The organism is Actinomadura formosensis (assembly GCF_050948385.1).
GTDB lineage: Bacteria > Actinomycetota > Actinomycetes > Streptosporangiales > Streptosporangiaceae > Spirillospora > Spirillospora formosensis.
Window position 1 is genome coordinate 3,026,085 of sequence record NZ_CP192011.1, and the last position, 14,340, is coordinate 3,040,424.

Annotated in this window: 15 protein-coding genes; 5 read left to right on the top strand and 10 right to left on the bottom strand. The window is 71.6% G+C overall.

The window, feature by feature from the left end; translation table 11 throughout:
* Positions 1–2: 2 nt before the first annotated feature.
* The 3 genes from ACQP1N_RS14285 to ACQP1N_RS14295 form a co-directional block, all read right to left on the bottom strand.
* The gene (locus ACQP1N_RS14285; protein ID WP_433231778.1) at positions 3–773 is read right to left on the bottom strand and encodes an ABC transporter ATP-binding protein; all 771 of its coding nucleotides are present in this window, start codon (positions 771–773) and stop codon (positions 3–5) included.
* Positions 770–1,783, bottom strand: coding sequence for a FecCD family ABC transporter permease (locus ACQP1N_RS14290; RefSeq protein WP_433232707.1), 1,014 nt, complete (start codon positions 1,781–1,783; stop codon positions 770–772). The genes ACQP1N_RS14285 and ACQP1N_RS14290 overlap by 4 nt, the downstream gene beginning before the upstream one ends.
* A gap of 65 nt (positions 1,784–1,848) precedes the next feature.
* The gene (locus ACQP1N_RS14295; RefSeq protein ID WP_433231781.1) at positions 1,849–2,766 is read right to left on the bottom strand and encodes an ABC transporter substrate-binding protein; all 918 of its coding nucleotides are present in this window, start codon (positions 2,764–2,766) and stop codon (positions 1,849–1,851) included.
* Positions 2,767–3,054: 288 nt separating this feature from the next.
* On the opposite strand from ACQP1N_RS14295, the gene ACQP1N_RS14300 reads away from it, so the two are divergent.
* Both ACQP1N_RS14300 and ACQP1N_RS14305 read left to right on the top strand, forming a co-directional pair.
* A complete protein-coding gene (locus tag ACQP1N_RS14300; protein ID WP_433231783.1) occupies positions 3,055–3,756 on the top strand; it encodes a TetR/AcrR family transcriptional regulator in 702 nt (233 codons plus the stop codon).
* A complete protein-coding gene (locus ACQP1N_RS14305; RefSeq protein WP_433231786.1) occupies positions 3,753–4,130 on the top strand; it encodes a VOC family protein in 378 nt (125 codons plus the stop codon). Before ACQP1N_RS14300 ends, ACQP1N_RS14305 begins: the two co-directional genes overlap by 4 nt.
* A gap of 93 nt (positions 4,131–4,223) precedes the next feature.
* On the opposite strand, the gene ACQP1N_RS14310 is transcribed toward ACQP1N_RS14305, so the two are convergent.
* A complete protein-coding gene (locus tag ACQP1N_RS14310; RefSeq protein WP_084262770.1) occupies positions 4,224–4,871 on the bottom strand; it encodes a hypothetical protein in 648 nt (215 codons plus the stop codon).
* 45 nt (positions 4,872–4,916) lie between these two features.
* Positions 4,917–5,210: a hypothetical protein gene (locus tag ACQP1N_RS14315; protein WP_067796078.1), complete on the bottom strand. Its 294-nt coding sequence runs from the start codon at positions 5,208–5,210 to the stop codon at positions 4,917–4,919.
* A gap of 119 nt (positions 5,211–5,329) precedes the next feature.
* Between ACQP1N_RS14315 and ACQP1N_RS14320 the strand changes: the two genes are divergently transcribed.
* Positions 5,330–6,094, top strand: a complete 765-nt coding sequence (locus ACQP1N_RS14320) for an alpha/beta hydrolase (protein WP_433231789.1) — start codon at positions 5,330–5,332, stop codon at positions 6,092–6,094.
* A 121-nt stretch (positions 6,095–6,215) separates the two neighbouring features.
* Complete coding sequence (locus tag ACQP1N_RS14325; RefSeq protein WP_433231791.1) at positions 6,216–7,109, top strand: hypothetical protein; 894 nt, start codon at positions 6,216–6,218, stop codon at positions 7,107–7,109.
* A 94-nt stretch (positions 7,110–7,203) separates the two neighbouring features.
* Here ACQP1N_RS14325 and ACQP1N_RS14330 read toward each other — a convergent pair whose 3' ends face one another.
* The 5 genes from ACQP1N_RS14330 to ACQP1N_RS14350 are packed head-to-tail and all read right to left on the bottom strand — an operon-like array spanning position 7,204 to position 12,725.
* Positions 7,204–8,163 carry an ABC transporter ATP-binding protein gene (locus ACQP1N_RS14330; protein ID WP_067796086.1) on the bottom strand — a complete coding sequence of 320 codons (960 nt, stop codon included), beginning with the start codon at positions 8,161–8,163 and terminating at the stop codon, positions 7,204–7,206.
* Positions 8,160–9,128: an ABC transporter ATP-binding protein gene (locus ACQP1N_RS14335; RefSeq protein ID WP_433231794.1), complete on the bottom strand. Its 969-nt coding sequence runs from the start codon at positions 9,126–9,128 to the stop codon at positions 8,160–8,162. Before ACQP1N_RS14335 ends, ACQP1N_RS14330 begins: the two co-directional genes overlap by 4 nt.
* Positions 9,125–10,114 (bottom strand): ABC transporter permease, encoded by a 990-nt coding sequence (locus tag ACQP1N_RS14340; protein ID WP_067796092.1) that lies wholly within the window; start codon positions 10,112–10,114, stop codon positions 9,125–9,127. The genes ACQP1N_RS14335 and ACQP1N_RS14340 overlap by 4 nt, the downstream gene beginning before the upstream one ends.
* Positions 10,111–11,061 carry an ABC transporter permease gene (locus tag ACQP1N_RS14345; protein WP_067796096.1) on the bottom strand — a complete coding sequence of 317 codons (951 nt, stop codon included), beginning with the start codon at positions 11,059–11,061 and terminating at the stop codon, positions 10,111–10,113. The genes ACQP1N_RS14340 and ACQP1N_RS14345 overlap by 4 nt, the downstream gene beginning before the upstream one ends.
* On the bottom strand, positions 11,061–12,725 hold the full coding sequence (locus ACQP1N_RS14350; protein WP_433231797.1) for an ABC transporter substrate-binding protein: 1,665 nt from the start codon (positions 12,723–12,725) through the stop codon (positions 11,061–11,063). The genes ACQP1N_RS14345 and ACQP1N_RS14350 overlap by 1 nt, the downstream gene beginning before the upstream one ends.
* 117 nt (positions 12,726–12,842) lie before the next feature.
* On the opposite strand from ACQP1N_RS14350, the gene ACQP1N_RS14355 reads away from it, so the two are divergent.
* On the top strand, positions 12,843–14,288 hold the full coding sequence (locus ACQP1N_RS14355) for an aminopeptidase P family protein (RefSeq protein WP_433231799.1): 1,446 nt from the start codon (positions 12,843–12,845) through the stop codon (positions 14,286–14,288).
* Positions 14,289–14,340 lie beyond the last annotated feature (52 nt).

Sequence of the window (14,340 nt, forward strand, 5' to 3'; positions counted from 1 at the left end):
GTTCACGGGCGCTCCAGCGACAGGAGCGGCCGGCCGCCCGGACCGGTGGTGACGTGGACGCGGGCGTCGAAATGCTTTTCGACGGTGGGCCCGGTGAGGACCTCCTCCGGCGTTCCGGCCGCGGCGACCCGGCCGCCCGAGATCAGGACCAGCGCGTCGGCGTACTGGCCGGCGAGGGTGAGGTCGTGGATGGTGGTCACCACGGTCAGCTCGTCGGACAGCCGCAACCGGTCGACCAGCTCCATCACCTGCTGCTGATGGCCGATGTCGAGCGCGGACGTCGGCTCGTCCAGCAGGAGGACCGGCGTCTGCTGCGCCAGCGCGCGCGCCAGCACGACGCGCTGCCGCTCCCCGCCGGAGAGGTGATCCAGGGGACGGGCCGCGAAGGCCGTGAGGTCCAGGCGGTCGAGGACCTCCTCGGTGATGGACCGGTCGCGGGCGCTCTCCCGCCCGAGATGCGGGATGTAGGGGGAACGCCCCAGAAGGGTGTAGTCGAACACCGTCATGCCCACGGGGAGGTTCGGGCTCTGCGCGGCATAGGCGACGAGGCGGGCCCGCTGCCTCGGTTTGAGGCGCTGCGAATCCTCGCCCGCCACGCTGATCTCGCCGCGCGAGGCCACCAGGCCGAGGACCGCGCGCAGCAGCGTCGACTTCCCGGCGCCGTTCGGCCCGATGACGGCCGTCCACGACCCGGCGGGGACCTCCAGCGACACGCCTGCCAGGACCCGCCGGCCGCCGAGCGACACCTCCAGGTCCCGCACCCGGACCGTCACGTCCCCACCTGCCTGCGGGACGCGCGCAGCACCACGACGAAGAACGGGCCGCCGACGAACGCCGTCACCACGCCGAGCGGAAGCTCGCCGGGGCTGGTCGCCGTCCGCGCCACGAGGTCCGCCACCTCCAGGAACGCCGCCCCGCCGAGCAGCGACAGCGGCAGCACGACCCGGTACGAGCCGCCCGCCAGCCGCCGCACCACATGCGGCACGACGATGCCGACGAACCCGATCAGACCGCTCACCGCCACCGCCGACGCCGTCGCCAGCGACGCCGCGACCAGCACGGTCAGCCGCACCCGCGGCGCCGACAGCCCGAGGCTCGCGGCCTCCTCGTCCCCGACGCTCAGCACGTCCAGGAGCCGGCCGTGGGTGAGCAGCACCACCGTGGAGATCAGCGCGTACGGGGCGACCAGCGCGAGCTGGTCCCAGTCCGCCGAGCCGACCCCGCCGAGAAGCCAGGAGAAGATCCGCTGCAGCTCCTCGGCCTTCAGCTGCTGGATGAACGTCTGTGCCGCCGCCAGGAACGACGACACCGCGACGCCCGCCAGCACGAGCGTCGCCGCCCCGTCGCCTCCCGCCGCCCGGCCGAGCACGTAGGCGAGGCAGACCCCGCAGAGCGCGCCGGCGAACGCGGCGAGCGGCACGCCGTACCCGGGATCGCCGGGCACCAGGACGATCACCAGGGTCGCCCCGACCCCGGCGCCCGCCGCCGCGCCCAGCAGGTACGGGTCGGCGAGCGGGTTGCGGAACACGCCCTGGTACCCGGCGCCCGCCATGGCGAGCATCCCGCCGACCAGCGCCGCCATCAGCGCGCGCGGCACCCGCAGCTCGAACAGGACGCTCTGGTCGATCACCCCGAGGCCGGAGTCGACGTGCACGAACGGGATCCTGTCCGCCAGCGCCTTCAGGACCCCGCCGGCGGGCAGCCCGGCGGCGCCCACCAGCACACCGGCCAGCAGGGTCGCCGCCAGCAGCGCCACCGCCACCGCGAGGGGCAGCGCCCGCAGCCTGGCGTGCGGCTGCCCCGTCCGCTTCGCGCGGGGGAGCCCGCGGGGGGACCTGAAGGCCGTGGTCACTGCACCTTCTGGACGGCGTCGCCGATCGCCTTGACGAACTGGGGCAGGCGGGGGCCCCAGCGGGACGCGATGTCGTCGTCGAGTTCGACCACGTTCTCGTTCTTCACGGCGTCCAGGCCGGACCAGCCGGGGCGCTTGGCCAGGGCGGCGGCGCCCTGGCCGCAGCACTTGGTGTCGGCCAGGAAGATCAGGTCGGGGTCCTGCTTGAGCACGTGCTCACGGGACAGCTGCGGGTAGCCGCCGGCCGCCTTGTCGGCCTTGTCGGCGACGTTCTGCAGGCCGAACAGCCCGTACACCTGGCCCACGAACGTCTTCGAGGTGACCGAGTGCAGCTGGGGGTCGAGTTCGTGGTAGTACGTCCGGCCCTTGGCCTTGGCCGCCGCCGCGACCGTCTGCTGGATCTCGGCCCGCATGTCGCCGGTGAGCTTCTTCGCCTCGGCGGTGTGCCCGGTGGCCTGGCCGAGGTCGTTGATCTCGTCGTAGGTCTCGTCCATGTTCGCCGCCGCGGGCTCCAGCAGGACGGGGACCTTCACCTTCTCCAGCGCCTTCACGATGCCGTCCATGTCGTCCGACAGGACGACGAGGTCGGGCCGGTACTTGATGATCGCCTCGGCGTTCGGCTTGAAGCCGGACAGCTTCGTGCGGGGCGCGTTCGCCGGGTAGTTGGAGTAGTCGCTGACCGCCACCACCTGCGAGCCGGCGCCGATGGCGAACAGCGTCTCGGTGTGGGTGGGGGAGAGCGACACGATCCGCTTGGGGGCGGCCGGGACGGTCACCGCGCCGTTCGCGGCCTGGACGGTGACGGTCCCGGCGCTGCTCGCGGCGCCGGCCTCGCCGTCATCGCCGCCGCATGCGGCCGTGACCACCACGACGCCGATCGCCATCACCGCGCCGAAGGTACGTACGGGTCTCACAGAAGCCTCCAGGCTGCCGGGAAGCCGCGGCCCGCTCATGACTCATGACGGATCGCCCTTCCACGAGGTCGAAAATCGTCGGCGCGCGAAGGAGGCGACCTGGCTCGGCCACTTCGAGAGGGGCACCACAGTTGCGGGACAGCGCCGGGTTCACACCGGACTTCGCTCCTGGGCGCGCAGCATCGCAACGGTATCAGCCGGCGAATCCGGTTCCACCAGGTGCGCGGGGTGAGCATCGTCCCATCCGCCCCTTGACGGAGTGAGTACTCACTCCGTACCGTGGGCGGCATGGAGGGCAAGAGCCGGCGCCGGGCGCCGGGAATGCGCCCGCAGCAGCGCCGGGAGATGATCGTCCGGACCGCGCTGCCGCTGGTCGCCGAGCACGGCACGGCCGTGACCACCGGGCAGATCGCGCGCGCCGCCGGCATCGGCGAGGCAACGATCTTCCGGGTGTTCGCCGACAAGGACGAACTGCTGGACGCGTGCGTCGCCGAGGCGCTGCGGCCCGACCACGTCCTGGCGGAGATCGAGGCGATCCCGCTCGACCAGCCGCTGCCGGCCCGGCTCGCCGAGGCGAGCGCCGCGATCGACGCCTACCTGGCCCGCATGGGCATGGTCATCGGCGCCCTGCACGCCACCGGCCGCCGCGGGCGCGGCATGCCCGGCCCCGGCGACCCCGGAGGCGGGATGCACGGGGGCGGCGGGAACGGGGCCGGCGGGAACGGGGGCGGGGAGAGCGCCGGTGCCGTCCCCGACCGCGGCGCCGCCATGGACCGGACCCGCGACGCCATCGCCGAACTGTTCGAACCCGAGCGCGACCGGCTCCGCCTGCCCGTCGACCAGACCGCGAGCCTGTTCATGGGGCTGGCGTTCACGCGCGCCCGCCCGCCCGGCGGACCGTCCGCCGGGCCCGGCACCTCGGAGCCGTCCATGGAGGAGTACCTCGACGTCTTCCTGCACGGCGCCCTCAAAGAAGGAACCGCCGAATGACGATCAGCCTGAACCACGCGATCGTGACCGCCGCCGACAACGACGAGGCCGCCCGCTTCTTCGCCGCCGTCATGGGCCTGGAGTACACGGGCACGCATCCGCACGCGCGGCATTTCGTCCCGATCCGGGGGAACGAGGGGCTCACCCTCGACTTCATGACGGTCGCCTACCCGCAGGGCCACCACCTGGCCTTCGACGTGGACGTCCTGACGTTCGACACGATCGTCGAACGCCTCGACGCCCGCGAGATCCCCTACGGCGACGAGCCCGCGCACCCCGACAACGGACGCGTGGACTCCTCCCACCCGCTCGGCGGGCGGCGCGTTTACTTCTCCGACTCCAGCGGCAACCTTTACGAGGTCATCTCGCCCTGACGGGCTTGAACGTCCGCCCGGCACGCTCGTTCGGCGGAACGGCGGCCCGCATCAGCGGCCTCCACATTCACTGGCCGCCTTGCCGGGGAGCCGTCAGGGGTGGCGTTCGGGGTCGTGGGCGGCCCGGTCCCTGGCCTCCATGAAGAAGTCGAACAGCGCCGTGGTGCCGGGTAGCAGGCGCAGGGGACGCGCCGCGCCGAAGGACGCGTTCCAGAACGAGCCTTGGCGTGGCTTCCACGGACCCGCATACGCGTACGGCTCGTCCAGGTGTGCGTCTCCCGGGGAGACGCCGTAGTTGACCTCGTCGAGGCTGATGGCCAGATCGAAGTGTTCGGGCCACAGCACGGACGCGATCTCCGGGGCGAACCTGGACAGGGCATCGTGCGCGCGGCCGAACGCCTCCTGGATGCGGTGCGCGGCCTCGGCATCGACACTGAGGACGTCGTCCAGGCCGACGCCGCTGCCATCCTCGTAGAGGTTCTCCGCCGCCCCGGCCTCGATGTTCGCCGCCGCGGCGAGTTCACGGCATGTGGCGCCGTTCAACGGGATCTCCCGGTCGCCGCACACGAGCTCCGTCTCCCGTACGCGGAGGTCGGGCGCCCGGACGGTACCGAACCCGCCCGGGACGGCCTTAAGCCGGATCGTCCCGCTCTGGCGGTATTGCGGGCCGGCGAGCACCAACTCCGCCACCCCGTGCAGCGAGCGGCGCGCGGTTCCCAGAGTCCGCGGATCGACGGTCATGCTCCATCCTCCGTTAGGGTGCGCATCCACGCCGGACGGCCTCGCTCACGAATCGCCCGGGTCCCCGCCTCGGGGCGCGTACAACTGTGCCAGCTCACGGTCGTTCCGTGCCCACCTGCGATGGCGGGCGGCCGACTGCAGATGCAGGTCGGCCTCCTCGGGGTGGGCGGCGGCCATCTCCTCCAGCAGCGCCGCCGCCCGCTCATGGGCGCACGCCGAGGACACCATCGCCCGGCACGCGTACTCGTCGCCCTCACCCCGCCGCGGTCCGCCCGGGGGGCCGGCCTCCCGCCGGGTTCCGCGCGCCTTCACCCCGAGCGCGCGGTCTTCGCTGTCCATACCCGCCCGCCCGACGCCCGAGCCCGCCGATCGGCCACCCCACCAGACACGCTCCCTATCTACCCCGCGGCTCGTCCGCCCAGCCCCATCCAGGAGCAAATGCGGAGGCACGTCACCCGATGACCGACCATGGAGGTGTGGCGCCACCCGAACCTCTCACGCTCTACACCGCCGACGGCGTGCGGATCGACGCGGGCCATCTGCGGGGCGACGGCCGCGTGTGCTTCGTCCTGGCGCACGGGTTCACCTGCTCGTGGCGGCTGCCCGCGCTCCGCCGGATCGCCGGCGTCCTCAACGCGCACGGCGGTGTCATCGGTCTCGACTTCCGCGGGCACGGCAGGTCCGGCGGGCGTTCCACGGTCGGTGACCGGGAGATCCTGGACGTCTCCGCGGCCGTCGCGGCGGCGCGCCGCAGGGGCTACCGGCGGGTCGCCGTCGCGGGGTTCTCGATGGGCGGCGCGGTCGCCGTCCGGCACGCCGCGCTGCACGGCGGGGTCGACGCGGTGGTCTCCGTCAGCGCGCCCGCCCGCTGGTACTACCGCGGGACGGTGCCGATGCGGCGCGTCCACTGGGTGATCGAACGGCGCCTGGGCCGCCTGGCCGTCCGGATGGCCCGCGGCACCCGGATCGCGCCCGGGGGGTGGGAGCCCGTCCCCGAAGCGCCTTACGAGGTCGCCGGGCGCATCGCTCCGGTGCCGCTGCTGGTCGTCCACGGCGACGCGGACACGTTCTTCCCCATGGAACACGCCCACCAGTTGTACGAGGCGGCGTCCGACCCGAGAGAACTGTGGATCGAGCCGGCCTTCGGCCATGCCGAGGTCGCCGCCACACCGGACCTGATCGACCGCATCGGCAAGTGGGGGCTTGACGCGGTCTCCCGCTGACCTCTGGAACGCGATCGCGTGGAAAACCGGGAGCAGGTGGCCGATGAACTGCGAGAACGCGAAGTCGTCCACCTTTTTGCGCCCGCCGCCGTCCGCCGAAGCAGCCGGGCACCATGGCCGCATGAACGGTTCCAGTTTCACGTGGAAGCGAACGGCCGCCGGCTCGATCGTTCCCGCCGGCCCCGGCGTCTGCTTCACCCCCGCCGGGGACTCGTCCCTCACCGCCCGCGCCGCGGCCCTGAGCGGCCTTCTCCCACGAGAAGTCGTCATAGCCCGCCGCACCGCCGCCTGGATATGGGGCCTGGACGTCCTACCCCCGGGAGCGAACGAGGCCGACTGGGACGTTGAGGTCATCGGCCCCGGTTCGTCCGGCCCGGTCACCGCCGACACCGCGGAACTGCCGCCCGGTCACGTCCTGGAAGAGTCCGATGTACGCCTCACATCCCCCGCCCGCACGGCACTGGACTGCGCCCGCTGGCTTCCCCGCGTCGAAGCGGTGGCGGCGCTGGACCAGTTCCTCCGGCGGGGCGTGGCCACCGGCGAACTCACCGCGATGGCCCGGACGCTGCCCGGATACCGCGGCAACAGGCGATTACGCGAGATCATCCGCATGGCCGACCGAGGCGCGGCCTCTCCCGGCGAATCCTGGGCCCGCGTCGCCGTCGTGAACGCCGGCTTCCCCCGCCCGCGAACCCAGGTACCGGTGACGGGTCCCCGAGGCCGGCCGCTCTACATCGACCTCGGCTACCCGGAATTCCGGGTGGGCCTCGAATACGACGGCGAACGCCACCACACGGGCCCCCAGGCCCGCGCCCACGACGCCGGCCGGCGCCGCTGGCTCGCCGAAGAGATGCGCTGGGAGGTCATCCCCGTGACGAAGACCTTCCTGGCCCGCCCCGCCCCCTACCTGGAGGCGCTCCTGACCGCCCTCCTCCACCGGGGCTGGAATCCCGAAAACGCGACCATGGACCGGATAGCCGCCCGCCTGGCGACCCTGCGACGCCGCTCCCGCTAGATGAGCGGGACCGGAACCGGGAACGGGCCGGGGCCGGACCGCGCGGTCCGGCCCCGGCCCGGTGTTGCGGGACGGTCGGCGTGTTGCGGGACGGTCAGCCGAAGGGGCCGAGCTCCGGGAAATGGCAGGCCACCTCGCGCCCGGCCACCGAAGCGAGCGGCGGGCGCTCGGTCCGGCAGCGGTCCTGCGCCTTGAAGCACCGCGGGTGGAACGAGCAGCCCGGCGGGGGAGCCGACGGGCTCGGCGGGTCGCCGCGGAGCACGATGCGTTCCCGCGTCCGCTCCGCCACCGGGTCGGGCAGCGGGATCGCCGACAGCAGCGCCCTGGTGTAGGGGTGCGCCGGCGAGCCGTAGATCGCGTCCCGGTCGCCGATCTCGACGATCCGGCCGAGGTACATCACGGCGATCCGGTTGCACACGTGCCGCACCACCGCCAGGTCGTGCGCGATGAACACGTACGCCAGGTCGAGCTTGCGCTGCAGCCGTGCCAGCAGGTTGACGATCTGGGCCTGGATCGACACGTCGAGCGCCGACACCGGCTCGTCCGCGATGACGAGCCGGGGATGGGTGATCAGCGCCCGCGCGATACCGATCCGCTGCGCCTGCCCGCCGGAGAACTCGTGCGGGTACCGGTCGATGTGCTCGGCGTGGAGCCCGACGAACTCCAGCATCTCCTGCACGCGGGAACGATGGTTGCCCTCGTCCATGCCCTGCACCTGTAGCGGCGCGGCCACGATGGAGCCGACCGTGTGCCGCGGGTTCAGCGATGCGAACGGGTCCTGGAAGATGATCTGCAGGTCGTTGCGGAGCGGGCGCATCTGCCGCTGGGACAGCCCGGTGATGTCGCGCCCGTCGAAGGTGATCCGCCCGCCGGTCGGGTCCAGGAGCCGGACGAGCATCCGCCCCGTCGTCGACTTCCCGCAGCCGGACTCGCCGACCAGCCCGAGCGTCTCCCCGGCCCGCACCTCCAGATCGATCCCGTCCACCGCTTTCACGGTCCCGCGCCGGGTCTGGAACGTCTTGGTCAGCCCCTCCAGGTGGAGCAGCGCCGTCATCCCGCCACCTCCTTCTCGATCGTGAGCAGATGGCAGGCCGCCGGGTGTGGCGCGCCCTGGAGTGCCGGGCGCGTCGTCTCGCACACGTCGATCCGCTCCGAGCACCGGGGGTGGAACGGGCACCCCGCCGGCGGGCGCAACAGCGACGGCGGGGCACCCGGGATCGGGGTCAGCTCACCGGGTGGTCCGGTCAGCCGGGGCAGCGAGCCGAGCAGGCCGCGGGTGTAGGGGTGGCGCGGCCCGGCGAACAGCTCGTCGGCGGTCGCCTGCTCCACGGCCCGGCCCGCGTACATGACCAGGACGTCGTCGGCGACCCGCGCGACCACCCCGAGGTCGTGGGTGATCATCAGGACGGCGAGGCCCCGCTCGCGCTGGATCCGCGCGATCAGCTCCAGGATCTGCGCCTGGACGGTCACGTCCAGCGCGGTGGTCGGCTCGTCGGCGATCAGCAGGTCCGGCTCGCACGCCAGCGCCATGGCGATCATGACGCGCTGGCGCATGCCGCCGGAGAACTGGTGCGGATAGTCGCCGGCGCGCTCGTCCGGATGGGGAATGCCGACGTCGGCGAGGAGCTGCACGGCGTGCTTGTGCGCGGCGCGGCGGGACGCGCCGAAGTGCAGCCGCCGCGCCTCGGCGATCTGCTCGCCGACGCGGTAGTGCGGGTGCAGCGACGACAGCGGGTCCTGGAAGATCATCGCGACCCGCCGGCCGCGCAGCGCCCGGACCTTCTCCCGGTCCGCGCCGACGACCTCGGTGCCCGCGATGTCGATCGACCCGGACACCTGCGCCTTGTCGTGCAGCCCCATGATCGCCAGGCTGGTCACGGACTTGCCGGAGCCGGACTCGCCGACGATGCCGAGCGTGCGGCCCTCGTCCACGGTGAACGACAGCCCGTCCACCGCGCGGACCGTGCCCTTCGGCGTGGGGAACTCGACGACGAGGTCCCGGACGGTCAGCAGGCTCATGCGTACCTCACCTGGGGGTCGATCGCGGCGTAGAGCAGGTCCACGACGAGGTTGGCGAAGGTGATGAAGAACGCGGCCAGCAGCGCGACGCCCATCACGACCGGCTGGTCGGACTTGTTGATCGAGTCGATGGTGAGCTGGCCGAGGCCCGGCAGCCCGAACACGCTCTCGGTGATGACGGCGCCGCCGAGCAGCGCGCCGAGGTCCATGCCGAAGACGGTGAGGACGGGGGTGAGCCCGGCCCGCAGCCCGTGCTTGGTGACGACCGTCCGCTCGGGCAGGCCCTTGGCGCGGGCCGTGCGGATGTACGGCTCGGCCATCGTCTCCACCATCGACGCCCGCGACAGCCGGGCGTACATGGCCGCGTACAGCAGCGCCAGCGCCACCCACGGCAGGATGAGGTTCTTCGTCCAGCCGATGGGATCCTCGGCGATCGGCACGTAGCTGGAGTACGGCAGCAGGCCCCCGATCTGGACGACGACGACGGTCAGCGCCATCGCCGTGAAGTAGATCGGCAGGGACGCGGAGGTGAGCGTGCCGACCATCATCGTCCGGTCGAGCAGCGAGTCCTTGCGCAGCGCCGACACGACGCCGACGGTGACGCCGCCGACGAGCCACAGGAGGGCGGCGCCGACGCCGATCGAGACGGTGGTGGGGAGCCGCTGCATCATCAGGTCCCAGACCGGCATGTTGTTCTGGTAGGAGAACCCGAGACACGGGAAATGGCACTGGACGGCGAGCGGCCCCGAGCCGTAGGAGCGTCCGGCGAAGATGCCGACGAGGTAGTCGGTGAACTGCTGCCACAGCGGACGGTCCAGCCCCATCTGGTGATGGAGCATGGCCAGGCGTTCCGGCGTGCACGACTTCCCGCACGCCTGCAGCGCCGGGTCGGCGGGGAACACGTAGAAGATCGTGAAGGTGACCGCGCAGATGACGAGCAGCACGCCCGCGAGTCCCGCGAAGCGCAGCGCGAGGTAGCGGATCATCGGCCGGCTCCCCGCGGGTCGAGGGCGTCCCGGAAGGCGTCGCCGAGCAGCGTGAACGCCAGCACGGTCAGCAGCAGGCACACGCCGGGCACCACGAAGAACGTCGGATCGACCTGGTACCAGTCGATCGCCTTGGACATCATCTGCCCCCAGGACGAGTCCGGCGGCCGGACGCCGATGCCGAGGAACGACAGCGCCGCCTCGGTGCCGATGTTGATCGGGATGGTGAGCGTCGCGTAGACCAGCACCGGCGCCAGCAGGTTGGGCAGGACCTCGCGGAACACGATCCGCGTGCGCAGCATGCCGGTGGCCCGCGCGGCGTCCACGAACTCCCGGTGGCGCAGGGTGAGCGTCTGCCCGCGGACGATGCGCCCGATATAGGGCCAGCCGAAGAAGCCCATGACGAACACCAGTTCCAGCATCCGGTTCCCCTCCGGGAGCACCGAGACGAGGGCGATCATGAAGATGAGCTGCGGGAACGACAGGACCATGTCCATGATGCGGCTGATGAAGGTGTCGATCCGGCCGCCGGCGAAGCCGGCGGTGAGCCCGAGGACGGTGCCGACCACGGTGGCCACGCCGGTGGCCGCGACGGAGATCAGCAGCGAGACGCGGGCGCCGTAGACCATGCGGCTGAAGACGTCCCGGCCGGTGCCGGGTTCGACGCCGAGCCAGAAGTCGCCGTCGATGCCGCCGAACGCGCCCTTGGGCGCGCCCGCGAGCGCCTTGTCGATCTTCTCGGGGTGGAACTCGTTGGGACCGTGCCCGTTGAGGGCGGTGAGCAGCGGGGCGGCGATCGCCATCAGCACGAACAGCGCGATGATCGCCAGCCCGGCGAGGGCGGCCGGGTCACGGCGCAGCCGCCCGCCGACCAGTCGCCACGGCGACTGGCCGGCGGGCGCGGACGCGCTGCCCGCCGCCTCGGTGGTGAGGGGCGGGGCGGCCATTACTTGACCCCGATGGTGGCGAAGTCGAACTCGCCCTCCCAGATGGGGTGACCGAAGGTGCCGGTGACCTTGGAGCCGTGCAGCAGCGGCAGCTTGTCGTGGATCAGCGGGATCATCGGCGACAGGCCCATCAGGTCACGGTCGACCGCCTGCCACTGGGCGGGGTCGTTCGCCTTCATGGCCGCGGCGATCTTCTCGTTCATCCCCTTGTCGTTCAGCTGGTGAACGACGGTGTTGCCCTTCGGGGTGATGTTGTTCCCATCGAAGATGGGCGGGATGAACGAGCTGGCGGACGGGTAGTCGGCGCACCAGCCGTAGAAGACGAGCTCGTCCTCCTTCTTGATGTCGCCGATGGTGTCGTAGTAGACGCTCTTCGAGACGGCGTTGATCTCGACCTTCACGCCCACCCGCGCGAGTCCCTGCTGGACCGCCTCGGCCTCGGCCTTGCCCTGCTCGCTGCTGGTCGTGGTCAGCTTGATCGAGAAGCCCGCGCTCTTGCCCGCGGCGGCGAGCATCTGCTTGGCCTTGGCCGGGTCACCGTTGGGCGGCGCCTTGTAGACGTCCTGGGGCTGCCCGCCGGTCATGGCGGGCGGGAGGTAGGAGCCGGCCAGCTCGCCGACGCCGCTGCCGCCGTGCGCGGTGCGGTACGCCTCCTTGTCGATGGCGTACTGCATCGCCTCCCGCACCTTGGGGTCGTTGAACGGCGGCTTGGAGGTGTTCATGCCCAGGAACCGGGTGCAGAGGCTCGTCGCGCTGACGAACCGCTTCTTGACGTCCGGGCGGGTCAGGATGCGGGGCATGCTCGGCGAGGCGACGCTGTAGAGCGTGATGGCCCGCTGGTCATTGCCCTGGTCGGCGATCAGCCGCTGGTCGATGGTGGGCTGGGCGATGCCCTCCTCCACGACGATCTTGTCGGGGTTGGCCTGGCGGACGCCGTCGCTCGACTTCTGCCAGTACGTGTTCCTGACGAGCGCCAGCTTCTTGCCCCGGTCGTAGGACTCCACCTTGTAGGGGCCGGAGGAGAAGGGCCGCTTGTCGAAGTTGACGCCGGTGTCCTTGGCCTTCGGGACGGGCGCGAACGTCGGCAGCGTCGTGATCAGCGGCCAGTCCATCGACGGTTCCTTGAGGTGGAACACGATGGTCTGCGGGTCCGGCGTCTCGATGGAGGCGAGGCCGTCCTTGTCCTTGTAGGGGCCCTTGTACTTGTCGCCGCCCTCCAGCATCGTCCGGGCGTATCCGGGGCCTTCGGGCAGGTCGGGGGCGAAGGAGCGCTCCACGCCGTACTTGACCTCGGCGCTGGTGATGGGCGAGCCGTCCTCGAACTTCAGGCCGGGCTTGAGGTGGAAGGTCCAGGTCTTGCCCTTATCGGACGTGGTGCCGGTGTCGGTCGCCAGGTCCGGGACGACCTTGGTGCCCTCCTGGTCGGGTTTCGCGGCGTATGTCGTCAGTGTCCGGTAGAGCAGCCGCGTACCGAAGTCCATTGCGAACATCACGTAGTTGCGCTGCGGGTCCAAATGGGCGAAGTCATCGTTGAAGAGGACCGTGAGGGTGCCTCCGGACTTGGCGGCGGACGAGTCGTCGTCCCCCGAGCCGCAGGCGGACAGCCCGCCGGCGACGGCGAGCGAAAGAGCGAGAGTGAAGCAGGTCCGTACCGGACGTTTCATGGCATCTCCGTGCATTGTCGGGCGGAGTGCCATATAAAATAGTACAGTGCAATTGCACTGCAAGGGCCGTTATCGAATCTCCACATCCGGGACTTCAAGATGGAGGATATGTCCGACATGGACACACGCCCCGCCGACCGCTTCGCTACGGGCAGTCACGATCTGCCCGTTTCCGAGGCTCTCGCCTCCTTCATGACCCGCGACTGGGCCGCGGGCGAGAAGCCACCCCCGGCCCAGCTGTCCGTCGCGCCGTATGCGGAGAAACGACGCGCCGCCCTGTCGGCTCAGTTCCCCGGCGAACGACTCGTCCTGCCCGCCGGGCCGCCGAAGGTCCGCAGCAACGACTGCGACTACCGCTACCGTCCGCACACCGTCTACGCCCACCTCTCCGGTGACACCACGGCGGACACCGGGACCGATGCCGTCCTGGTGCTGCAGCCTACAGCCGCAGGCCATGACGCGGTCCTGTATCGCAGACCTCGGTCCCCCCGCAGTGACAGGGGCTTCTACCGCGACCACCGGCACGGGGAGTTCTGGGTCGGCCCGCGCGAAACCCTCGCCGAGACCGAGGAGAAGCTCGGGATCACCTGCGCGCTCCTGGACGACCTCCCGGGCGCGCTCCGCGGCCCGTGCCCGACCCGGGTGATCCGGGGCGTGGACCCCGCGGTGGACGCGGCCGTCCCGGTGCGGGACCCGGACCTCGACCGCGAGCTCGCCGCCGTCGCCGCCGAGCTGCGCCTGATCAAGGACGAGTGGGAGATCACCCAGCTCCAGGCCGCCGTGGACCACACGGTGAAGGCGTTCACCGCCGTCGCCGCCGTGCTGCCGCAGGCGACGGGGCTTCCGCGCGGGGAACGCTGGGTGGAGGGGACGTTCGAGCGCATCGCCCGCATGGAGGGCAACGGCGTCGGGTACGAGACGATCGCCGCCTCCGGCGCGCACGCGTGCGTCCTGCACTGGATCCGCAACGACGGCACGCTGCGCCTCGGCGAGATGCTCCTCCTCGACGCCGGCGTCGAGACCGACACCCTCTACACCGCCGACATCACCCGCACGCTCCCGATCAGCGGCTGGTTCACCCCGCGGCAGCGGCAGGTCTACGACCTCGTCTACCACGCCCAGGAGGCGGGGCTGGCGGCGGTCCGGCCCGGCGCCAGCTTCCGCGACTTCCACATGGCCGCGATGCGCGTCATCGCCGAGGGCCTGCAGGACTGGGGCGTGCTGCGCAGCGCGGAGGAGGCGCTCGATCCCGAGTCGGGCGTCTACCGCCGCTACACGCTCTGCGGCAGCGGGCACATGCTCGGCATGGACCTGCACGACTGCGCGGCGGCCCGGGCGTCCCAGTACCTCGACGGGGTGCTGCGTCCCGGGCATGTCCTGACCGTCGAGCCGGGTCTCTACCTTCAGCCGGACGACCTGACGCTGCCCCCGGAACTGCGTGGCATCGGAGTCCGCATCGAGGACGACGTCGTGGTCACCGAGAACGGCGCCCGGCTGATGTCCTCCGACCTGCCGCGCCATCCCGAGGAGATCGAAATCTGGATGCAGTCCCTCATGGCGTAGCCGACGGGGAGCGCGAACAGGAGGGCGGTGCCGCACCCGCGACCGGGTACGG